Source organism: Kordiimonas laminariae (genome assembly GCF_023008165.1).
Classification (GTDB): Bacteria; Pseudomonadota; Alphaproteobacteria; order Sphingomonadales; family Kordiimonadaceae; genus Kordiimonas; species Kordiimonas laminariae.
Window position 1 is genome coordinate 323,218 of record NZ_JAKQZA010000001.1, and the last position, 22,888, is coordinate 346,105.

Consider the following 22,888-nt stretch of genomic DNA (forward strand, 5'->3'; position numbering starts at 1 on the left):
TCCCAACAGATCAGAACGGGATATCATCATGCTACGCTTTTCACAGCCACTCCTCTATGCCTATACAGCCGCCGCACTCGCCTTCGGCCTTGTTCTAAACACCCAGCCTGCACTTGCGGATGAGACATCACCGCCAACTGCAAGCTCTGACCAGAAACAGCTTAGAAGCTGGCAGGAAGGTGGGTTTGAAATAAAATCTATCCCGCATGAAGGCATGCCGCAGTTATGGCTTGATGCCCTTCAGCTTTCAAGCGAGGTGAAAACAGAGATCAACGGCTTCATTGCCTACACCACCGTCAAACAATCCTTCAGAAACACGACAGATCAGTGGATTAACGGCACATACCGTTTTCCGCTTCCGGATACTGCGGCCATTGATGCATTTGAAATGCTGGTAGGTGAAAAACGTATCAAAGGAAAAATCAAAGAGAAGCAGGAAGCAAAACGCATTTACGACCAGGCTGTGAAAGAAGGCAAGAAAGCTGCCCTCCTCAGCCAGATCAGGCCAAACATGTTCAGCTCAAAGGTAGGGAATGTGGCACCAGGCGCCGTGATTACGGTAGAGATTTCCTTCATTACACATACGGAACAAAATGGCCTTACTTTTAGTTGGAAGTTACCGCAAGCGATTACACCTCGGTACCACCGACTTGAAGATATGGTACCCACACCTGAACCCAAAAGCGCGCTCACTACGCATCACCAAAAGCACGGCATTTACCGCCACCCTCAAAACGCTGGGAATTTGGCGGTTTTTGATATTGCTCTGACGCCGGGTGCAACTATCCAGAAACTCACCAGCCCCAGCCATGATATTCGGATTGCCGAGCAAGAAAGCCGCTATCACATTACGCTCCGAGCTGATACTGAACCAGCTGACCGGGATTTTATCCTGCGCTGGGAGTATAAGCCTGCGGGCAAACCCAAACCGCTGTTTATAAAGGAAGAAACTGAAAGCGGCACTTATGTTCTCGGCATGGTGATCCCACCAAAGAAGGAAGAAAGCCTAGAGAAATCACCACCGAGAGATATTCAATTTATCATTGATGTATCAGGCTCTATGCATGGGCACTCTATTGTTCAGGCCAAACGTGCCCTTCTTGAAGCAGTGGACCGCCTGCGCACGGAAGACAGGTTCGATATCATCAAATTCAATAATGATTACAGTCGCTTATTTGGTGCTACACAACAAGCAACCGCCGAAAACGTAAATCGAGCCAGAAATTATATTTTGGGTTTGGAAGCAGATGGTGGGACCGAAATGATGCCCGCTCTTGTGAACGCACTGGATTTGAACCAATCAGCTCCCGCTGATAAAAAAAGCCTATCGCAGATCATGTTCCTGACAGACGGTGCTATTGGCTACGAAGAAGCAATGTTCAAGCTGGTAGAAGAAAAGCTCGGTACCACACGCCTGTTCACTGTTGGTGTCGGCAATGCGCCAAACGGTTGGTTTATGCGCAAGGCAGCAGAATTTGGCCGCGGTATCCACACGCAAATTGATAATCCACTGGAAGCAGAGAAAACACTGGAAGAACTATTCAGCAACATGGCGGCCCCAAGCGTTCAAAAACTCGCGCTTTCAGGAAACGGTATGTTTGAAGCTTATCCCACACGCCTTCCTGATTTATACGGCAACCGCCCAGCGGTATTTGTGGTGAAAACCGATGACAGCAAAATCCGGCTTGAAGGCGAAAGCGTGAACGGCAAACGCTGGAAGATCAGCGAGCGCCTAAAGCGCATGGAAAACGGCAAAGGCATCAGCAAACTGTGGGCACGCAAGAAAGTGGAAGCCATTTCTGATGCCGCACTCAGGGGCTTACCGCAGGAAGAAGCAAAAGTGCAAATCCTGAAAACAGCGCTCACCCACCAGATTGTCAGCAAATATACAAGCTTTGTAGCGGTAGAGGAAAAAAGCAGCCGCCCACAAACCACTCCGGCACAAGACAGTATCGTTCCTGAAAACCTACCGAAAGGTATGAAACTTCGCCGTGTTAGCGCACCGCAAATGATGGCGCAGTCAAACTTCTCAGGCCCGCAAACAGCCACGATGAAAGACCTGAAACTAATCACTGGTTTTATCCTGCTGCTGTTCGCCACTGCGCTTATCTTGTGGCTGCGCCGGGAGGCACGCCGTGAAGCGTAGTAAACGTAAAACCATCATGGCTGGCGCTGCCCTCCTCACGGCGCTTGGCCTGTGGCAACTTGGCGGCGGTGCGATCATCGCTGCCAAGGCCGCCCTCGCCCCTGTGCTGGTAAAATCCGCGTGGGAAGAAAGCCTGAAAACGGGCAAGCCCCTAAAGCCGTGGTCATGGGCTGATACACACCCGGTGGCGAAACTCAGCCTGCCGGATAAAGGCATCACCCACTATGTGCTGGCGGGGGATAATATGCGTGCGCTCGCGTTTGGCCCCGTAATGGCTGAAGTGAGCGGCACCCCCATCGTGTTTGGGCACCGAGATACCCATTTCGCGTTCCTAGAGCACATTGAGGACGGCGATATCCTCACCTTTAAAACCCTTGATGGTGCTGAGGAAAGCTTTCGTCTCACCCGCGCGTGGGTGGCACATAAAGATGCGCTTTCGGTGCCGCAAGAGAGCGTGGAGCAAATCCTGCTGGTCAGCTGTTACCCGTTCCGTAGCGTAGGCGAGACCGATCGGCGCATTATCATGCAGGCCATTAAAATTTAAACCATTGTGAGGGTGGAATCTTAAGCTTTCCATCCTATATGGACAAATATTCATTTATTCGTTTTCGGTTGGGGTATTCTTGTGGACGATCTTTCTGTTACTTCCTCTGGTAAATCTTCTACTCATAAATCTTCTACTCAGGCATCCGGTAAATCCAGCTTGCAATTATGGCTGGAAGCCATCCACCCGAACCATACGTTTGATGAAAAAACACCGCCGCTTGAACCAGACTATACCGATGATGATATGTGGGCTGCAAAACCCGGCAAGCTGGGCAACGCCGCCTTAACACCAGAAGGTATTGAGCGCACTAATGCGGAAGATACACTGGCGGATGTATTTTATATTCATCCCACCACCTATGTAGGCACCCGCACATGGAACGCAGCCATTGGCGGCAACCGCGCTGATGAAGTGGTTGACCATGTAATCATGCCAGGGCAAGCCAGCATCTTTAACGGCAGTTGCCGCATTTTCGCGCCGCGCTACAGGCAGGCAACTCTTTCGGTTTTCTTTAATCCAAGCGAAAGTGGGCGCGCAGCCCTTGATCTCGCATTCCGCGATGTGCGCCGCGCGTTCAAACATTTCATTGACGTTGAAAATGGCGGCAGGCCGTTTTTCATTGCGGGCCACAGCCAGGGATGCGCAATGGCGATGCGGCTGCTTGCAGAAGAATTTGATGATCCCGCGCTTAAGGAACGCTTTATCGCCGCTTATCTGATCGGCTTTAAGGTGACCGGTGAGAACGTGAAAGATATGGCCCATGTCGCCGCGCCTGCAACAGCGGCGGATGATACAGGCGTATTTGTGGCGTATGATACATTCCTTGAAGGCACAGATGCCCTTCATCAGCCCGATGCCGCTGAACACTGGGCTAAGTCTGGCTGGTTCCGCCGTGCGGCGATGCCCGTAAAAGCCATTAATCCTCTTAACTGGAAAGCAGACGGTACCCGCGCAGATAAAAGCCTTCACAAAGGCATCTGCACACCAGTGCCAAACGATATGAGCTTGCTGCCAAAGCTGTATGCGGCGGGTGCAGATACCCCGCTTGGCCTAAAATGCAACGGCCTTATCGGCCCAATGCTGCCGGGCACAGATGCCCAGCTTGATGAGCATGGTTTCCTGAAAATCTCAAAACCCGAGCAGGCACCCCTCAATGCAGGCATTTTCGGCGGCAATTACCATAACCTTGATATGGCGCTCTTCTATATGAACTTGCGTGAAAATATCGCGACACGACTTGAGACGTTTTTGGGATAACTCACAGTGGAAACCCTTGACCTACCTTCACTTTCTAAAATGTCTAAAGAAAGCCAACAAGCTTGGGAGACATATAGTAAATTCGTACGCATTGGACTTAAAAAAAAAGTAAATGCCGCTGTCTCTGTATTTGTTAAATATGCGATTGCGGAAGATGCAACGGTTCAACAGGCCTTCGTTGAAGACCTCTGCACCAGAGAATACGGTACAGACTGTGACCCTATCAAAGATAGATTTACGCTTCCCCAAAATACTTTAGTGCATCTTCTTCTCTACAAAGATTTACTACTCCCTACTCTAGTAAAGCTATTTAAAAACAGCCACCCCTATGCGGCTGGCTGGTTAGCTCGTTGTTCTCAACATCACCACACGACAGAACGACTTTCTGGGTCTTTACAAAAGTATACAAACGATCTTGAATTAGATGGGTTTAGCCCCTTAGGCATCTTAGAAAAAGCAACCAACCAACAGCCTAAGAACAGTTACCTGCACCTGCTACTATTACATTACTACGATATTGGAATGAGAAATGAGTTTCACTCTGTACCTATGGGATTATTTAGCGACACATCTCAAACATCTGCAAAACTAGAGAATATGTTAATAGCCGCGAAAAATTACAGTATCTTCGATTACTGGGAGCCAATCATCACACATTGGCAAACACTATGTAACGCCTATGCTGTGTATCTGGAAACCAAACCTCAGTTCTCCTCATACCGCAAATATCTCGATCACCACGAAATCGAATATTAATCACTATTTTGATAAACGAATGATTTGTGCTGAATCTTTCAACTGAAGCTCTGCGTCTATTGGATTAATATCTGTCACTGTTTGGTTGAAGACTCTATCTCTCATGAATTCAATTGAATTATTCATTGCTTCACGCGCCAACTTAAAACCGAATGGTGTTGTGGTGATGAATGAGTTATTCAAACAAAGTTCTGGGTGCCGCTCAAAAGTTTCTTTGAGTACTTTTCGGTGAAAAGCACCAAGAACTTTACTGAATTCCATCAACTCTACTTTCGCATAAGTATCCCGCGCCCAATCGTTGGCTTCGATTTGGAGTTTTCCATCCTCACAAGGACTGAATTTAATGTTCCATCCACCTGTCATCACAGAGGTACGAATGACGCTGCTGCCCGTGTAAATAACTTCATTCAAGCAATCAATAGCACGTTCAGTAGAACCTAAGAGCTGCTCGTGTTTGCGGTGTAATTCCCTATTACCAAACTTCCACACAAGCGTGCCTTGCATCACATATTCATGCACTCAGCCGCCCAGTACCTTGGTGAGATCATCATTCGGTTCGATCTCATCATATACATCAGAATAATCGAAAACAATTTCGTTCATCACTCGCCCTCTTCAGTGGCCTCTTTGGGCGGCGCAGGGCGGGTTAGGATGAAGAGGGAAACGCAGGACAGTACCACGATCTGGATGATGAAACCGCGTGTGGGTACATCATAAAGAAAACTCAATCCGATTGAGAAAAGAATAAAGCCCATAGCCATAAATTTCACGCGGGTGGCAATTGCGCCGTGCTTGCGCCACTCGGCGATAGGCGGGCCAAATTTTTCATGGTTCAGCAGCCAGTTATGAAGTTTATCCGAACCGCGTGAGAAACAAAAAGCTGCCAGCAAAAGAAACGGTACCGTTGGCAAAAGTGGCAGGAAAGCGCCAATCACCCCCAGCACAAACGCTATCCACCCACATGCCATCCAAATATAGCGCACAAGCTATCTTCCTTTTGCGAACCATTCTTATTTCACTATATGGGAGACACACCCCAAAAGTGAACCTCTTAATAAAAAAAAGCCCGCAACAGTAAATCAGGGGACTGTTGCGGGCTTAGACCATCAGCTTACGGGAATGATAGCTGAGGCGAGGAAACCTGCGCTTTGTGTAGGGGGAGGCACAGGTTGGGAATGCTGGGGGGCTTATTTCCCGAAGAATTCATATCTCTACGTTCAAGAGATGGGGATGGATCTTCAGACTGGAAGTGACGATTATTGCAAAGGCCCAGTGCAAAAATAGACCAGTGGTTTTCACGCATAAAAACAATACGTTGCAGAAACGGCCAACAGCATGTTTTATGGGTATTGAGCTAGAGGGAACCAAGCCGAGAGGGGAAGATCAGTATGACATTCACCACATTCACTGAAAGCCTGAACTTCAGCGATATGGATATGATGGCGCTGTTGTTTTTCCTGCTTCTCTGGGCGCTTTACACATTCCTTGCAGACCATAGCAAATATAAAACCCGAGCAATTTCCCACCTTATGGATGGGCAGCGACTTCGGTGGTTAACAGAAGCCGCGAACCGCGAGATGCGGATGATTGATACGGGCGTTCTTAAAATTCTTGTTACCGGTATCAGCTTTTTTGCTTCTTCCACCATCCTTGTGCTGGGTGGGCTTATTGCGGCGATGGGGTATAGCGAACAACTGGCGGTGGCTTTTGCCCACATCCCGCTCGCGAAACCCTTAACCGCAGATGGATTCGTGGTGCGGGTTGGCCTGCTGGTAGGGATTTTCATTTATGCTTTCTTCAAGTTTGCATGGGCATTCCGCATTGCCAATTACTGTGCCATTGTGATCGGCGGCATGAGCGATAGCCGCTATGATGAAGATAAAGCCGCGCGTATGAAACGTGCCTCAGTAGCTGCCAAACTTTCTTCTGCATCCGGGCACCATTTCAACCGGGGCATCAGGGCCTATTTCTTCGCGCTTGCGGGGCTTACATGGTTTGTTGGCCCCCTTGTTTTCATGAGCGCAACGCTTGCTGTGGTGTTTGTACTGACCCGCCGCGAGTTCACATCCCGCGCCGTAAAACTGGTTCGGGAACTGTAGAACCAAAGCCTAAAATTTTCTCTAATCAGGGAATAAACTTAAGCATGGGTGTGGCTTATTTATGCTAGTGGCAGAAAACATCTGCGCTGGCACTGAATAGCGCTTTGCCCTAAGCGGTTTTTCTGTTACCAACGCCTTATATCTGCCCTATTTTTCAACTGAATTATAGGCTGGCTGTATTTGGTGGGGTTGTTCAGCAAACATTCAGCTTGCAAAAGCACTATACAGCACTCGGAGGAAACTGCGGTCTGGCACGTATCAGACAGCAGACAAAGAATTATAAAGGACGCACACGTGGTTCGTAGTATTGCACGCCGCCAACAGGTTTCAGCCCTTGCTCTTTTTGCCGTTCTGGCATCAGCACCAGCTTTCGCACAGGATGCGACATTGGGGGAAGCCCGCACCACAACACTAAGAACAAGTGGTTTCAATATTGGCAATAACGGCACGCTTACTGTAACCGCCGATGGATCGGTGACTGTTGGAAACGGGACAGCGATTATCGTGGACGGTAACCATAATATTGCGCTCCAAAGTTCCAGCACCATTACATCAAATGATATTGCGGCAGGGCGCGGCCTTCTTGTTGATACCTCCAATCAACGTATTCAGGCTGACCTAACTCTTGCTGGTTCTGTTTCTGTAGCTGTACAGGCTGCTGGTGATTTTAACGAATCCAACAATACAACTGTTGTAGGCCTGCTTATTGACGGCGACCAAGGGTACGCAGGTGATATTACTATAGAAGATACTGCCGTGTTCGATGTACACGGCAGCGGTGGCCGAGGTTTTGCGATTGATACCGCTTTTGAAGGCAACATTAATTACGATGGTGATATCAACGTTATCGGCGTTAATACCATTGGTATTGATATTAATGGCCCGGTAACAGGCAATGTAACCATTGATGGCAGCGTGAACACTGATGATGAAGGTGCTGTTGCAGTTCGTGTCGGTGACCGTATTGACGGTTCATTTGTTATCGCAGGTAACACAACAGCTGGTGATATACAGACAGCTGACAATCAAGCCGAACCAGCTAAAGCTGTTATTTTAATTGAAGACAGCATCACAGGCGGTGTTTTGTTTGAGGGTGTTGGCCAAAACAATGATGTAGACGATGATGGCAACCCGGATGTTGCAACAGATTCCACGATTACATCAACTGGCGGTGCACCAGCGCTTCTTGTGGATTCAACAGAAAGCGGCAACGATATCGTTATTGGTGAAGTCGGTGACACAGGTTTCAGCTGGGTTCACAAGGGCCGTATTGAAACACTGGGTGGCTCCAACGGCCTTGAAGCAACTGGTGTTGAATTCAGAGGCACTGCAGACGCACCTGTTACCCTTGAAGGGGGAATTTGGTTTGATACAGGTTCCATCGCCCTTATCGCACAGGATAATAATTCAACTGGTTTGATCATTGGCGATAATGTAACCGTACCAAACTTCCTTAGCGAAGGTATTATCAATATTGGTACCAATGCGCTTATCACCAACAATAGTGACGGCACACAAACACGGGGCGTAGGTGGTGTGGCAACCGGTATTCTGATTGAAGAAGGCGGTTCTCTTTCTTCATTCACAAATGGCAGCGCGTTCCAGATCAACTCACTTGGTGAAAACCAGAATGCTTACGGTATTCGGGATCTATCAGGCTCACTGACAAGTTTCACGAACACTGGCAATTTCCTGATCGCTACAGACAGCAATGGCGGCGGTGATGCAATTGCTCTTGATGTGCGGGCAAACACCAGCGGCTTTAACCTGACTAACTCAGGTACATTTGTTGGTGATGTCCTGATGGGCGATGGTGATGATACTGTTACACTAGACGGAGGAACCCTGGAAGGTGACCTTTCCTTTGGCCTTGGTAACAACACACTGAACATCAGAAACGAAGCTGTATTCAGTGGTTCTTCAAGCTTTGAAGGCACGCTTGATCTTTCAGTAAACGATGCAGACATTGAAATTGCTTCCATTAGCCAATTGAACTTCACAAATGCTGATTTCTCTGGTGATGCGGAACTACGCTTTATTGTGAACCCAGAAGCAGGTCAAAACGGCCAACTGGTTATTACCGATACACTCACCGCATCATCTGGTGTGGATATTGTACCGGTTATCACCCGTATTACGAACTCTCAGCAGTCTTTTGACCTGATTACAGCGAGCAATATTACGCTGGCAGATGCTGGGTCTTCTCTTGCGCTTTCGAACACACCATATTTATTTGATGTTTCACTTGCGCAAAATGATAGCGCGGATGGCAGCACAATTACGCTGAATGTACGCCCGAAAGATGCATCTGAACTTAACATCAATTCAGCAGCCACAGGGTTATACGACAACATCGTAACCAGTGGTCTTGATCTGGATAATGTTCTTGAAGCCAGCCTGTCCAGCTTAACAACTCAGGAAACAACAGAAGCGGCTTTAAATGCTCTGTTACCTGATATCACAGGCGGTTCTACCTACCTTGCGCAAGCTTCAAGACGTCAGTTGGCAAATCACTTGTCAAACCGTCTTGGGGACTATGTTGAAGGCAAATCCTTCGCAAGCGGCGGATGGGCACGTGAGGTAACTTCAATCGGTGATCGCACCAGCCAGATCAGTGCTTTTGATGCCAACCTTTTAACAGTTGGCCTGACTTTTGGTTATGATGCCCCAGTGAATAAAAATCTGGTGGTTGGTGTAAACGCAGGCTTCACTCTGAACGGTCTGTCCGGCAAAGATGATACGATTGATAGCGAACTATCAACCTTCGCGCCATTTACATCTATTTACGCTCTTACACGTGCCGGTGGTTTCTATCTTGGTGGTCAGGCAACAGCGCAATATGTTGCTATTCGCCGTGAACGGAATATCGAATTTGGTACCGTTGATCGCCTTGTAACAAGCCGTACAAATGGATGGAACTTTGTTGCCACTGCTGAAGCGGGATACAATCTTTCTGTTGGCAAATTAAACATCAAGCCGTTTGGCCGTATCGCTGCGCAGAACTATTCAGAAGGCGGCTATACTGAAGAAGGCGGTGATAGCGCAAATCTAACAGTGGAAAGTACATCTTTCACACGGGTAGACGGTACAGTTGGCGCGGCTCTCGGCTACGACTTCAATTGGAAAACAAGAAATGAAACACGCATTGTACGGCCTGAGATTTTCTATTCCTACACTCAAAACCTGTCAGGCGCTGATGCAGAGCCACTCGAAGCAATTTTTGTTGGCGGCGACACCAGCTTCCTAGCGGAAGTAGACCGGACAGCAAAATCAGTGGAACAAATCGGCGGTGCCTTCAATATCTTCGGTATCGATTCGACCGCACGCATTCACTATGCTTACGAAAAGCTTGATCAACAGCGCGCACATTCAGTGAGCTTCAACTTCGGTCTGGCTTTCTAAAGTTTCTGTAAGTATTCACTAAAAAAGCCGGAAGCATGTCGCTGCTCCGGCTTTTTTTATGGGTATCTGCTCAGATCTATTCTGATTGGGCCTGCTGCTTTTTCTGCTGATCTTTTGGTAGTTTCTTCATCTCTTCAAAAGAAGCGAGCCCACAGGTGGAACGAATAAAACCGCCACCTCTGTTGATGACACTAAAGATATCACTTCTACACAAACTACCTGCCCGAACCGTATAAGCTATAGATTCTTCAAAACCCAGACCGTGGCACCTGTTATCCAGATTAACTAGATAAGAGGTCTTGTTCCGACCATTAAAGATGATGGTGTAATCATCAAGAACTTTTGTGTTTCTAATTCTTGAAACATTAATACATGTCTTGGTTTTGCCCGTTCGCTCATATTTGGCGAGTTCTTTGGTTACTTTTTCTGGATTTCTACCTTTGTCGGAAGCTGCTGCAGCAGTGGCCACCAACGCGCAGGAAACCAGTGCTGTTCCAAGTGCTTTCATCATTTAACCAACTCCGTCCGCTGTCTATTGTTGGTCCCAATAATATACCAGCTAACTTAACCCTTGATGAAGCAACAATTAAAGGGAAAGGTTCATGAAATACTTTCAGTCAGGCTTTTTTTCTGCCACACAACATAACGCACTTCCACACCACTCATGATATTTCTGCGCAGGCCTGAAGCAGATTTAACCATATCAAGTGTGCTTTTCGCCATCTTGATATCTTTCTCCGTAGGTCGCCAGTAATCCAGATTCAAGTAACTATCTCTGATCTCTTTAGAGGTATCTTCCGTTACATTATGGCTACCAACCAGGTTAAAATATTTACCCAAGGTATTTTTCTTTGCAGGAAGCTTGTTTGAAACCTGCGAATAAATGAAATGCCCTTCAGGCTTCATGATGCGGTGCACATGCTCTGTCCAGCCAGCACGTTCCCGAAAAGAACGCAGATCATCCATGCAGAAGATTGCATCATAATGCATCTTTTCCCGCTTAAACGGATCTTCGAGCCGGGTCATGTTACTTAATTCAATACGAGGAAAGTTTGCGAAACGGTCCTTCAGGTGGCTAAGGCATTCCTCCCGCCCTTCAAAGGCATCCACACGAAAACCGCGCTCAACAAGGTTCCGTACCAAACGGCCACCACCAGGCGCAATCACCGCAACATGGCCACCCTCGGGCAGATCATCAATGATATTGAATTTATCCATCGCGGAAAGGCTAAGCGGCCTTTCGCAATAATCCATATTCTGACCATTGAAAAGCAGATCCAACGCCAGAGAGAAGCCGAGAAATTCGGACATCTTTTTTTCCTCAACATACAAATTGCCAATCGTGACTGCTGCCAAGCCACACGATGCAATCCGGCCCCAACACATGTTCTATATCTCGTTTATTATCAAATCCTTAAACTTAAAATTTGATGAAAATCTCACACAAAAAATTGACGCTCATGTTACTAGCTGATTTTCTGTGCCAATCCTGCTAAACAACGATTAATAGAAAATTACCCAGAGGAAGTATGCCTTGAGTACCCCGGTTGAAGAAATCAAAAGTCCGTGCATGGGCGTATGTCAGCTGGACAAAAACCGGGAATTCTGCATGGGATGTTTCCGAACACGCGATGATATTGGCCGCTGGTCACGGGCAAGTAATGCTGAAAAGCAGGAAATTATCGACAGTGCCACAGAGCGCTCAGAGCGTATTCTTGCTGAAATCCGTGCGAGGAAAGCTGCTAAACAGGCCTGAGGGGAAAAGATATGCTGATACAGATATTAATCGGCCTTGCGGTTATTGTGGCAACTGCCTTCATCCATGCCGGCGTTCTATCCATCACGCTTAAACGCAATAAAAAGCTGACAGACTGGGCGCAAAACAACCCTCATTTCTGGTCGACGACTATTGCACTTGCCGTTTCTGTTATCTGGGTAATGGCAGCGCATTTGATTGAAGTGGTTCTCTGGAGTTTTGTCTATATCGGACTTGATATATTCGATACCTTCGAAACTGCCGTTTATTTTGCACTGGTGTCATACACCACCCTCGGCTTCGGGGATATCATCCTGCCCGATAACTGGCGCCTGCTTTCTGGCCTTACCGCAGCCAACGGTTTCCTTGTATTTGGTTGGTCAACGGCATTTCAGGTTGAATTCCTCACAGCACTTCGCACAAAATCTGTGCATGAAATGTCCTTTAGCAGCAACCCCAAAAGCTGGGATGACCCCATCATATAAAAAAACGCGGCCCGAAAGCCGCGTTTGATATCCCACTTACATGAGAGAGTTTAGGCGAAATCCACACCATGCTCCGCAAGCGGAAGCTTGGTATAGGTTTCCCCTGTGAGATTAGTAAGTGCGTTTACAAATGCTGGGCCAATTGGCGGCACACCCGGTTCACCAATACCCGTCGGTGTTGGCACACTGCTTTTCACAATATGCACCTCAACCTCTGGCATCTGGGAAATACGCATTGGTTCATAACTTGGGAAGTTGTCCTGCTCCACAAGCCCTTCATCAAGCGTAATCTGCAACTGCATTACGGCACTTAGACCATAAACAACACTGCTCTGCACCTGTGCTTCAATCACATCCGGATTCACGGCGAGGCCACAATCCACGGCACTGGTGACATGATCAATACTGATGTAACCATCACTATCTCGGCTGATTTCAACCACATGACCAACGACAGTACCGAAGCTTTCGTGCACAGCAACACCGCGTGCTTTATTTTTCCCAAGCGGTTTACCCCAGCGAGATTTTGCCTTGAGTTCCGCCAATACATCACTATGGCGCTTATGGCCTTTCAGCAGCTTGATACGATAATCAAGCGCATCAACACCCGCCTTCTTTGCGCAGGCATCAATCATGGTTTCCATCACATACCCTGTATGCGTATGCCCTACAGAACGCCACCACAGACCTGGCACTTTGGATTCAATCGAATGCAGGCTCACATCAAGATTTGGTATTGGATACGGCGTATCACCCACACCTTCTACTGATGTGGAATCAATACCATCTTTCACAAGCACTGGCTCAAACGGTGTACCCTTCAATATCGATTGGGTAACAATCGTATGCTCCCACGCTTCTGGCATACCGTCAGCACCCACAGATGCTGATACTTTATGCACAGCAACAGGCCGGTAACGACCACCACGAATATCGTCTTCACGAGACCATACCAGATGTACTGGTGTGCTATCTCCAAGGCGGTGTGCTATCTCTACCGCTTCGGCGATATAATCAGCGTTTGGTGTAGCGCGGCGACCAAAACTACCCCCAGCATAAACCGTATGGATTTCCACTTTCTCAAGCGGCAAACCGGTGATAGCGGCGGCAGTTGCCTGCTCAATTGTAGGGAACTGGGAGCCTGCCCAAATTTCACACATGCCATCATGAATATGAGCAACTGCATTCAGTGCTTCCATCGGTGCGTGAGCAAGAAACGGGAACTGATATGTTGCTTCGATACGATCATTTGCTTCTGCAAGCTTTGTGGCTGCATTACCTTCCTGCCTTACCTTCGTGCCTTTTGTTTCAGCAACTTTCAAGTATGCATCCATGATCTCAGGGGACGAGCGCAATTCAGCGCCAGATGTATTCCACTGGATATCCAGCATCTCACGGCCCTGCATGGCGGCCCATGTATCCTTGGCGAGAACCGCAACACCGCGAGAGGTTTCAATCACCTTCACCACACCCTGCACTTTCAGGGCTTCTGTTGCATCAAAACTCTTGAGCGTACCACCAAAATACGGGCTGCGGGCAATCACTGCTTTCAGCATACCCGGCAGCTTCACATCTTGCGCAAAAATGGCAGAACCATCAGTTTTTGCATCACTATCTTGGCGAGCGATATGCTTGCCGAACAGTTTGAAACTTTTGCTGTCTTTCAATGGTAGTTGCTCTGGAACTTTTACACCCGCAGCGTCTGTCGTGAGATCACCAAAGCTGATACTTTTTCCAGAAGGCTTATGCTTCACCATACTGTCTTCCGCGACAAGCTCAGCAGACGAAGCACCCAGCCGTTTAGAAGCAGCTTCAAGGAAGGCATAGCGGGCTGCCGCACCCGCTTGCCGCAACTGCATGTATGAGTTTGCCATAGCGGAACTGCCGCCTGTGCCTTGCGCGCCCCAGAATATATTCTGGTAACGTTTCACATCAGCAGGTGCCCAGCGCACCATTACATTATTCCAGTCAGCGCCCAGTTCTTCAGCAACAATCGTAGCAAGGCCGGTGGTCGTGCCCTGCCCCATTTCAAAATGTTTGGCGATAACCGTAATTGTACCGTCGGCGGCCACTTCAAGGAAATCTGCTGCATAAGGGCTCGCTGCTTTTGCCGCACCTGATACTATGCTTGGTGCAAGGCTAACCGTTAATACGCCTGCGGCGGCTGAAAGTATAAACTGCCTTCGGGTTGGCTGCGGCTGCGCACTATTTTTAGGAGCAAATAGATTTTTCATGATTTATGCCTCCATCTTTTCTGCTGCTAAATGAACGGCCGCACGAATACGCTGGTATGTGCCGCAGCGACAGAGATTGCCGTTCAGCGCTTCATCAATATCTTCGTCGGTTGGTTTGGGGTTCGAACGAATAAGTGCCGCCGCCGCCATTACCTGACCGGACTGGCAATAACCGCACTGAACCACATCAAGTTCACGCCATGCGGCCTGAACATTTTTAAAGGCACTATCTTCCTGCCCTTCAATGGTGCTGATCTCAACACCTTCTGCATCCTCGAGACGGAATTGGCACGACCGCATTGGCTCACCGTCCACAAGGATTGTACAGGCTCCACAGGAAGCAACACCGCACCCAAATTTTGTCCCTGTTAAATTCAGATGATCACGGATAACCCAAAGAAGCGGGGTATCCGGCGCAGCGTCTACTGAAACGCGCTGCCCGTTAAGTTTTATTGATGCCATGACATTCACCTAGCCGAGGGGTTGGACCTGAGGACTAGAGTATGGGTATTGACCATTGTTTTATTAATATTAAATATATAGAAACACTGTTTAGCTGTACTTAATAATAAATCGGAAATCAGCCTTATGCAAAAACAATGGCTTTCAAGCGTACCTATCTTTCTTGCAGTCGCTAAGCATGAAAGCTTCAGTAAAGCAGGTATTGAGCTTGAAATGAGCACTTCCGCCATCAGTCAGGCAATCCGCCAAATGGAGGATAGATTAGGCCTGCCATTGTTTTACCGTACAACACGAAGCGTAGCTCTTACAGAAGCAGGGCAAGCTCTACATAGAAGGCTTGCACCCGCAAACACTGAGATAGAACAGGCTTTTGATGAAGTACGTGCTTTTTCAGAAGCTCCCAGAGGCACGCTCAGGCTAAATATCCCAACAATGGCGGTTAGAAATATTATCGAACCTGTTGTGGTTCCCTTTCTTCAAACCTATCCCGATGTGGCATTGGATATCGGTGTGGAAAACCGCAACGTAGATATTATTGCCGAAGGATATGATGCAGGCATCAGATTGGGGGAGAGCGTTGAACCAGATATGGTTTCCGTATCATTATACGGCACCATTAATTCTGTTATTCTTGGCGCACCAGATTATCTGCGTAAACGCGGCATGCCCAAAACTATTGAGGATTTGCAAAAACACAATTGCATCCAGTTTCGCCACGGGCCAAATGGCCCGATATACCGCTGGCATATGACGGTGGAAGGTGAAGAAGTTCAAATCGATACCGCAGGTAACTTGATCGTTGCAGATGCTGCCATCGCCCTAGATGCTGCCAGTAAGGGGCTTGGGCTCTGTTACTATTTTGATTTTCTTGCCACTCCCTATCTGGAAAGCGGCAAGCTTGTTTCTGTTATGAATGACTTCAAAGTACCAGAAGAAGGCCCGTGCATCTATTTTCCACGCCGTGCACAGCAGAGCCAGAAATTACGTGTATTCATCGATTTCTTGAAGAAAAACAGCCAGCTTCTGCGCCGTGCCCGCTTCGCCTAATATTTACGAACCTGATCTTCATCAAGCTTTTGTAACGCATATCATAACTACTGACATTTTTTGTCAGCACCTATAGTTCATAAACCAATGTAGCAGAGAGGCTACAGATACAAAAAGCTGTGATGAACTGACAGTCTATAAACATCTGCCTCCTAATGTAAACTCATCTAATTGGATATGATATGACGAAAACAAATATTGGCCGCGGTATTTTAACGCTTATCGCTCTTTTCTTTCTTGGCAACGGGTTAATGGTTATGTTTGTTCCAAGCCTCGTACTTGATCATATGCTGCTTGGTTCTTTAAAATCAGTAAGTGAAATTTCAAGTGCCAGAGCCTTTGTCGGCGGCATGACAATAGCTATCTGGTCAAGCGTGTTATTAGGCGCCATCAAAGCCGATCGCCGCTATATCCATGTTGGTTTCTTTAGTCTGATCGCCGTTATTGTTGCACGATTAACTGGATATATACTGGATGGTTCTTTTCCTGAACTTCTCCAAATAACCGCCCCAACGGTATTCTTCCTTACTCTCCTGACCCTTGCCTACAAACTTATGACAGCTGAGGATCTTGAAAAACACATATAGCCTCTTGGCGCCCCATCCGCAGCCAGCAAACTACCGCTGGCAGAAGGGAGCTTGAGTGCGCCTCAACCTTGTTTCAATTTCCCTGTTACGACAGCAACTCAATAAAACAGGGATCACAATATGAAAAAATTCTGGCTCGTTGCCTTAACCGTTTTAGTGGGGACAAATATGTCCCTGCCTTCTTACTCAAGCGTCAAACACGATCAGCTAAAAACAACAATCATCAACTGGGCTGAAGAGCAAAAGTTTAATGGTGTATTTGTGGTGGGCATTGAAGGAGAGCCAGCGATTACTGTTACACGAGGCGTAGCAGATTTTTCGACAAAACGCCCTTTCACACAAGACACTGTTTTTCAAACTGGTTCCGTGGACAAATACCTTACGGCTATAGCTATACTCGCTATGCAGGATAAAGGCCTGCTTGATATTCATGCGTCTATCACTCGCTATTTGCCGGATTACAGATCAGACACAGGCGATAAGGTTACTCTTCATCATATGCTTATAAACCGTTCTGGTTTGCCCAATGACTATATGCCGCCTGTAGGGAAAATTCCAGCAGCCCTGAAGGCCAACCCAGACGCTACGATGCAATCACTCGGCTTCATGGATATGAGCCCGGAAGAAGGTGTAAAAGCCTACGGCAGCGGTGATTTAAAATTCACACCGGGTGAACGCTTCGATTATTCAAACACCAACTGGATTCTCTTACAGAATATCCTGCGCACCGTCAGCGGCAAAAGCTACGGTGAAGTGTTACAAGAGTATGTTTACGGCCCCGCTGGGATGGAAAATAGCGGTACCTTTGAAATTGATCTGAACGGCGCGATACCAAAAACCGTTGATATCGCTATTGGTTATAACCCTCGCGGCAAACGGCACGATGGGGATTACCCTTTCCCTTCCTTTGTGGGGCACGGTAGCTATATGGCTGCGGCAGACAGCGTCAAATTAATGGATGCACTTTATAACGGTAAACTTCTGTCGCCCTCTACGCTTAAAGAATTTAGTACCGTCTATAGCCCTGAGAAGCACTATGCCTATGGCGGCGGAGCTTATTCTGGAAGTGAAATGGATAATCAGTATCAGACAGAAAAACCGCTTTTCACCAAAATTGCGGAACGTTTTTCGCCGCAAAATGGCTCTAACGGGGCAACAAAAATCGCTTTCATTCATGCGATTGGCACACCTTATACAATAGCCGCCTTTTCAAACACGCCAACATATACGGGGAATGTCTACCGGTTTGCGGCAGAGGTTATTCTCACCCTACAAAACAAGAAATAAACTTGGCACGGTGCCTTAACCTACCCTCGTTAGAGCACCAGAATCGCATAAAGCAACGATCTATTTTTGCAAAATAAAACAACATTTTAGCGTTTCGCTAAGAGTGTTTTTCTACCTGTATTTTTTTATCCTTGTAAATCATATGGTTAACAAAAATTAACTTTGGCAAGCCTTATGCAATGTCTTCTCCATGAGATTTTGGAGAATTACAATGATCCCTCGCAAGGCCTTCACGTTATTAACCGCTTCACTGGCTCTCCTCGCAATGCCAGTGCTTGCGGGCGTGAAGGCCGATTATTCTGTTTCTTCCCCCCTTGAACCCAAAGTGATGAACGGAGAGAAAAGCTACACCTTTGATATCCGCAATAATCACACGTCGCCTATTGTTGTTAAACTCAGGATCAGGGAGCTAACCCAACGCAAAATAAACAGCCCACGCGAACCTGTTGCGATTAAAATGAATAAGCGTTTGCTGCTTATTTTGCCGCGGGAAATGAAAACGGTAACTGTTTCACTGGATAAATCCTGGGAAGGCGAAGACAGCCATAAATACCTGATCACGTCCTCTCTCGTAGGAGCAAAAGACAAGGATGGAAATAAGGTTAGGAACGCGCCTACCAAGTCACTCGTAAGCTTTATGGTACGCCCATCCTTCAAGGATGAAGAATTCCTGTTCGCTGATATTGTTGGAGATCTACTTGAACCGCCTACCCAGCTTACCTCCGCTGAAAGACGTCCAATATTCAGAAACCGCACTATCGCCTCAGAACCGCCAGAAGATTCTGACCTGATTTTCCCACCCGACCAGCGCCCGTAAGCATTATGCCAAGGCTTTCCTCACCTTCGGCATAATGCGCCTGCTGACGGGTATATATTCCCCGGTTTTTAAAAGCAGTTTCCCTGCCCCGTTTGCTTCTCGTTCAAGGGTTTCGGCATAATCTCCGTTCACGAGATAAGATCGGTGTACCTTCAAGAAGCTACCAGATAATTCATTTTCAAGTTCAGCAAGAGTATGGCTGCAAAGAATGGTTTTCCCGTTATTGCACTGAAGCTCTACGTAGTCCCGAGCCCCTTTGCAGTATGCAATATCGCTGGCACTTACCAGTTCCACTTTACCTTCATGGGATACCTTTATCCGGCGCGGATTAACCCGTTCATTTGCTTCATCCAGCATTTGCTGCAAGCGGTTAGCACGGGCTTGGTCTTCAGCCTGCTGCGCACGTTCAGCTTCAAGCTGCTTAATCTGCTGTGCAAACAGAAATATGAGAAGAGCTGCAACAAAATAATAGTAATAACGATCGAGAAAACCTGATGGCACCAAATGCACGCTGATAGTAAAAATCAGGAAAGCCACACCATATTTCAGCCCAGCCTGATCACCACGCCTGTATGCGCTGAAGCTCACCACCGCACCGATGATAGCCGCCGTCAGGAATACAGCAACAGATTTTGCATCAAACCCCGGAGCAACAAATGCGGGAATACAAAGCCCCAGCAAATAAACCAGCATCGACCGGGCTTGCCACTTAACCAAGAACCGCTGCACGACATGCATAAGAAGGCTGGCGGAAGCCGCAATGCCAAAAAACAGGATAGCCATCAGGCGAATATCATGAAACGGCCAGCTGTACGGAAAAAGCCCCCTGCTGATCTCACTGGAAAGCTGCCCAAGTGCGAAAAATGCCATCAAAGGCACCCATATCTGGGTTTTCGGGGTTTCAGAGCGTAGCGCCAAGAGGCCAAAATAAAATACACCAATCACCAACACTCCAAACGGGATGATAGATCCCGAATAACTACGGAGAATAATATCCGTTGGCTGCACATATTCAGCCACGCCGATACGGTGAATTGGCTGTACCAGCTTGATATAGCCGTGATAGCCAGACATCTCTATCACCAGCGTGTTTTTACCTTCTCTCAGGATACTGCGCGGCAGGTAAAAAACCGTATCCATTGGGCCTGTTTCTTCTTCCCGAAGTGAATGCCCGGGCTTTCCGCTTGCACCCACACGCACGCCGTTCATATAAAAAACAGCGCTGGCTTTACCAGCAAAATAAAGCCCCAATGGCTGGTCTGATGATAAAAGAGAAAGCGGTATATCAATATCGGCCTGCATCCAGAAATGCGTGCCTTGCGGGTCAACATCCCAGACATCTATCCGTTCACAGTCAGAGCTACTGAAATCTGGCCGTTCGGCGGTCTGGCAAACAATAACCGATGATCTGTCGATACTGTAAAAGGACTGCGCCTTCAGCGGCACACACGCACAAGCAAGCAACAGAATAATATATGTAAATACGCGAATATTCATAAGAAATACGCTAGCACCAAGCCCCAAAAAAAACCATTACCATTCGCAGAAGATACCCAACCGCTCGCAGATAACAGCGTGAAATAACAAGCATATTACGCAATCTCTATAGAGACACGACAACTAGCGAGGAAAACCATGCGTCCATATAAATCAATAATACTAAGCCTATCCACCATGCTCCTCACGAGCACCGCGTTGGCACAATATGACAGTGAAAAAGCAATCACCTTCGAAACCCGTGGCGGCGAAAGTTACGCAGCCTTTGAAGGTGAAATAAAAGTTCCTGAAAACAGGGCTAACAAAAACAGTAAAATGATCCCGGTGCGCTATGTGCGCTTCCCGGCAACGGGTGAGAAAAAAGGCCCACCTATCTTCTATCTTTCTGGAGGCCCTGGTGGCTCAGGCATCCAAACTGCAAAACACCGCCGCACAGCCATGTTTATGGCGCTTAGGGAATACGGTGATGTTATCGCCGTTGATCAGCGTGGTACAGGTGCCTCCAGAATTTATGATCAGTGCCGCTCAAACCAGATAGTGCCTGCCGCAAAGAAAACAAGCGATGAGGAATATCTCGGCTATTATCGCCGCGGCTTTATGGAATGTCTTGCCCGCTGGAAGGCCGAAGGCATTGATGTTGAAGGTTACACCACCACAGAAAATTCCCGCGATCTGGATGATCTCAGAAAGCACTTCGGCGCAGATAAAATGGTACTGTGGGGTATTTCTTACGGCAGCCATCTGGCTATGGCTACTATCAAGGAATTTGATGAACATATTGACCGTGTGATTATCGCGAGCGCAGAAGGCATGAACCAAACGGTAAAAATGCCAGCCCGGACAGATGATTATTTTAACCGTGTGCAGGAAGCTGTGAATACCCAGCCAGCAGCCAAGGCCATGTACGGCGATATCAAAAGCATGATCACCCGCGTACATGCGAAACTGGATAAGGAACCAGTGCTTCTAAAACTTCCGCAGCGGGATGGCAGCACCAAGGATTACATGTTCCACCGCAGGGATATGCAGCATCTGGCTTCAGGCATGGTTTCGGACCCCATTCACACCCGCGCCCTGCTCGCTATGTATAATGCGCTGGATAACGGTGTTACCGAACCGATTGCAAGCTTGATGGCCCGTTTCATAACCCCTGAAGATCCAGTAACCTATGATGTGATGTCATCGCTTATGGATATCGCATCTGGCATGACGGCAGACCGTAAAGCAGCCATTGCCGAGGAAGCACAAACATCGCTTCTGAAGGATTATCTGAATTTCAGTTATCACCTGGATGGCCTTGCGCCAGAACTGGATCTTGGCGATGGTTTCCGAGCGAAACCAGCGAGCGATATCCCCCTTCTTCTGCTTTCAGGTACCCTTGATGGTCGCACCTATATTGAAAGCCAGCTTGAAGCTACAGAAGAGATGAAAAACCGTACGGCGGTAACGGTGGTGAACGCGGGGCATAATCTCTTTATGCTCTCCCCAAAAGTGCAGGAAACCATCAACCTGTTTATGGAAGACAAACCGGTAATAGATACCACGATTGCGGTTGATTTGCCTGATATGTCAAAGACACGCTAAGCCCCATAAAACACAAAGGGAAAGATCACCATCTTTCCCTTCACACACCAGATTATCTAATCATCTCAATCAAAATCGGCCTTCTTTATATTCATTCGCCAGCTTGTCGGCAATCTCTTGAATGGCCTCTTCCCGCTTTGCCTTTTGGGCCCGTAATTCTTTGATCTTTTGGTTATACTTGATTAAATGGGATTTATATTCACCTGTACAAAGTTGATGCCCATAAACAGCGAAGTTCTTTTGCCTCAATAAAGTGCACCCACTTTCCCATCCTTTTTTACAGGCCTTCTTCTCGCTTTTTGGATATTGCTTTGCTGCCAACTTGGTATTGGCTTCATGATATCTCTGGTTCATAATACGGACACAGCGGTTTAAGTTTCCCGTTTCCATTTCTTCCCATGTGGTACCACCAATTGTATCAAATGGTTCATGTTTGTTGAGAAATATATAACGCTCATTGGTAACAGCTTCTAACTCCCGCTCAAAGCGCTGAAGCTCTTGCCTTATCGATCTAAGACCATTTACGTGCACCTCCCTGAACTGTTCCCAAAAGGTCTTTGCCTTACTATACAGATCAAGCGCTTCCTGATATTTGCTGTGAGTGTTATCAACCTGCGCAAAATACCGTTCAAGCGCTTCAAGAGCCGTATACGTTGCCGCGTCTTTAAGCTCTGCTTTCGCTTTATAAAACTCAATAATCGGTGGGAGCTTTATATCCATTCCCTCAAGGCGGAGAATAGCTTTTTGTACTTGAGACCACTCCCCTTTTTCGATTGAGGTTTCCAGCTTCCTTAAGGCTAAATCCAACTCCACTTCCGGCGGCAAGAAAACGTTGGCCTTCACCACGGGGGGCCACACAAAACCCAGCAGCAAAACCGCAGATACTGCAAACGTTTTCATTCCTTTAAAAAAAACCATCTTCATT

At 47.5% G+C, this 22,888-nt stretch carries 21 protein-coding genes; 13 read left to right on the top strand and 8 right to left on the bottom strand.

All coding sequences use genetic code 11. From position 1 onward, the window contains the following. Window positions 1-28: 28 nt before the first annotated feature. From MF542_RS01535 to MF542_RS01550, 4 genes are all read left to right on the top strand, one after another. The gene (locus MF542_RS01535; RefSeq protein WP_247015229.1) at window positions 29-2,146 is read left to right on the top strand and encodes a marine proteobacterial sortase target protein; all 2,118 of its coding nucleotides are present in this window, start codon (window positions 29-31) and stop codon (window positions 2,144-2,146) included. Further along, window positions 2,136-2,690: a sortase domain-containing protein gene (locus tag MF542_RS01540; RefSeq protein WP_247015231.1), complete on the top strand. Its 555-nt coding sequence runs from the start codon at window positions 2,136-2,138 to the stop codon at window positions 2,688-2,690. The genes MF542_RS01535 and MF542_RS01540 overlap by 11 nt, the downstream gene beginning before the upstream one ends. A gap of 81 nt (window positions 2,691-2,771) precedes the next feature. After that, a complete protein-coding gene (locus tag MF542_RS01545; RefSeq protein WP_247015234.1) occupies window positions 2,772-3,950 on the top strand; it encodes a DUF3089 domain-containing protein in 1,179 nt (392 codons plus the stop codon). 6 nt (window positions 3,951-3,956) lie between these two features. Beyond that, window positions 3,957-4,706, top strand: coding sequence for a hypothetical protein (locus tag MF542_RS01550; RefSeq protein ID WP_247015235.1), 750 nt, complete (start codon window positions 3,957-3,959; stop codon window positions 4,704-4,706). 3 nt (window positions 4,707-4,709) lie between these two features. On the opposite strand, the gene MF542_RS01555 is transcribed toward MF542_RS01550, so the two are convergent. Next, window positions 4,710-5,225 (bottom strand): hypothetical protein, encoded by a 516-nt coding sequence (locus MF542_RS01555; protein WP_247015237.1) that lies wholly within the window; start codon window positions 5,223-5,225, stop codon window positions 4,710-4,712. Window positions 5,226-5,308: 83 nt separating this feature from the next. Continuing rightward, window positions 5,309-5,689, bottom strand: a complete 381-nt coding sequence (locus tag MF542_RS01560; RefSeq protein WP_247015239.1) for a YbaN family protein — start codon at window positions 5,687-5,689, stop codon at window positions 5,309-5,311. 405 nt (window positions 5,690-6,094) lie between these two features. Here MF542_RS01560 and MF542_RS01565 point away from each other — a divergent pair, with 405 nt between their 5' ends. Next, window positions 6,095-6,805 (top strand): DUF599 domain-containing protein, encoded by a 711-nt coding sequence (locus tag MF542_RS01565; protein ID WP_247015241.1) that lies wholly within the window; start codon window positions 6,095-6,097, stop codon window positions 6,803-6,805. 294 nt (window positions 6,806-7,099) lie between these two features. Then, window positions 7,100-10,207 (top strand): autotransporter domain-containing protein, encoded by a 3,108-nt coding sequence (locus MF542_RS17750; RefSeq protein WP_247015243.1) that lies wholly within the window; start codon window positions 7,100-7,102, stop codon window positions 10,205-10,207. 76 nt (window positions 10,208-10,283) lie between these two features. Here MF542_RS17750 and MF542_RS01575 read toward each other — a convergent pair whose 3' ends face one another. After that, the gene (locus MF542_RS01575) at window positions 10,284-10,718 is read right to left on the bottom strand and encodes a DUF6491 family protein (protein WP_247015245.1); all 435 of its coding nucleotides are present in this window, start codon (window positions 10,716-10,718) and stop codon (window positions 10,284-10,286) included. A gap of 89 nt (window positions 10,719-10,807) precedes the next feature. Continuing rightward, window positions 10,808-11,518, bottom strand: a complete 711-nt coding sequence (locus tag MF542_RS01580; protein ID WP_247015247.1) for a class I SAM-dependent methyltransferase — start codon at window positions 11,516-11,518, stop codon at window positions 10,808-10,810. Between the two features lie 223 nt (window positions 11,519-11,741). On the opposite strand from MF542_RS01580, the gene MF542_RS01585 reads away from it, so the two are divergent. Both MF542_RS01585 and MF542_RS01590 read left to right on the top strand, forming a co-directional pair. Then, a complete protein-coding gene (locus tag MF542_RS01585; RefSeq protein ID WP_247015249.1) occupies window positions 11,742-11,963 on the top strand; it encodes a DUF1289 domain-containing protein in 222 nt (73 codons plus the stop codon). Between the two features lie 11 nt (window positions 11,964-11,974). Next, window positions 11,975-12,448, top strand: a complete 474-nt coding sequence (locus tag MF542_RS01590) for a potassium channel family protein (RefSeq protein WP_247015251.1) — start codon at window positions 11,975-11,977, stop codon at window positions 12,446-12,448. Between the two features lie 50 nt (window positions 12,449-12,498). Here the strand turns inward: MF542_RS01590 and MF542_RS01595 are convergent, their stop codons facing one another. Together MF542_RS01595 and MF542_RS01600 are read right to left on the bottom strand one after the other, a co-directional pair. Continuing rightward, window positions 12,499-14,682 carry a xanthine dehydrogenase family protein molybdopterin-binding subunit gene (locus tag MF542_RS01595; RefSeq protein WP_247015253.1) on the bottom strand — a complete coding sequence of 728 codons (2,184 nt, stop codon included), beginning with the start codon at window positions 14,680-14,682 and terminating at the stop codon, window positions 12,499-12,501. 3 nt (window positions 14,683-14,685) lie between these two features. Then, window positions 14,686-15,144: a (2Fe-2S)-binding protein gene (locus MF542_RS01600; RefSeq protein ID WP_247015255.1), complete on the bottom strand. Its 459-nt coding sequence runs from the start codon at window positions 15,142-15,144 to the stop codon at window positions 14,686-14,688. 126 nt (window positions 15,145-15,270) lie between these two features. Here MF542_RS01600 and MF542_RS01605 point away from each other — a divergent pair, with 126 nt between their 5' ends. The 4 genes from MF542_RS01605 to MF542_RS01620 all read left to right on the top strand — a co-directional run bounded on the left by MF542_RS01605 (window position 15,271) and on the right by MF542_RS01620 (window position 18,882). Next, complete coding sequence (locus MF542_RS01605; protein WP_247015257.1) at window positions 15,271-16,191, top strand: LysR family transcriptional regulator; 921 nt, start codon at window positions 15,271-15,273, stop codon at window positions 16,189-16,191. 182 nt (window positions 16,192-16,373) lie between these two features. Further along, window positions 16,374-16,778: a DUF4345 family protein gene (locus MF542_RS01610; protein ID WP_247015259.1), complete on the top strand. Its 405-nt coding sequence runs from the start codon at window positions 16,374-16,376 to the stop codon at window positions 16,776-16,778. A gap of 120 nt (window positions 16,779-16,898) precedes the next feature. Continuing rightward, window positions 16,899-18,065: a serine hydrolase domain-containing protein gene (locus MF542_RS01615; protein ID WP_247015260.1), complete on the top strand. Its 1,167-nt coding sequence runs from the start codon at window positions 16,899-16,901 to the stop codon at window positions 18,063-18,065. 211 nt (window positions 18,066-18,276) lie between these two features. Beyond that, window positions 18,277-18,882, top strand: coding sequence for a hypothetical protein (locus MF542_RS01620; RefSeq protein WP_247015262.1), 606 nt, complete (start codon window positions 18,277-18,279; stop codon window positions 18,880-18,882). A 3-nt stretch (window positions 18,883-18,885) separates the two neighbouring features. Here MF542_RS01620 and MF542_RS01625 read toward each other — a convergent pair whose 3' ends face one another. After that, complete coding sequence (locus MF542_RS01625) at window positions 18,886-20,379, bottom strand: LytTR family transcriptional regulator DNA-binding domain-containing protein (protein WP_247015264.1); 1,494 nt, start codon at window positions 20,377-20,379, stop codon at window positions 18,886-18,888. A 198-nt stretch (window positions 20,380-20,577) separates the two neighbouring features. On the opposite strand from MF542_RS01625, the gene MF542_RS01630 reads away from it, so the two are divergent. Beyond that, window positions 20,578-21,963, top strand: coding sequence for an alpha/beta hydrolase (locus MF542_RS01630; RefSeq protein ID WP_247015266.1), 1,386 nt, complete (start codon window positions 20,578-20,580; stop codon window positions 21,961-21,963). A 69-nt stretch (window positions 21,964-22,032) separates the two neighbouring features. Here the strand turns inward: MF542_RS01630 and MF542_RS01635 are convergent, their stop codons facing one another. Next, window positions 22,033-22,881 carry a hypothetical protein gene (locus MF542_RS01635; protein ID WP_247015268.1) on the bottom strand — a complete coding sequence of 283 codons (849 nt, stop codon included), beginning with the start codon at window positions 22,879-22,881 and terminating at the stop codon, window positions 22,033-22,035. Between the last annotated feature and the right edge of the window lie 7 nt (window positions 22,882-22,888).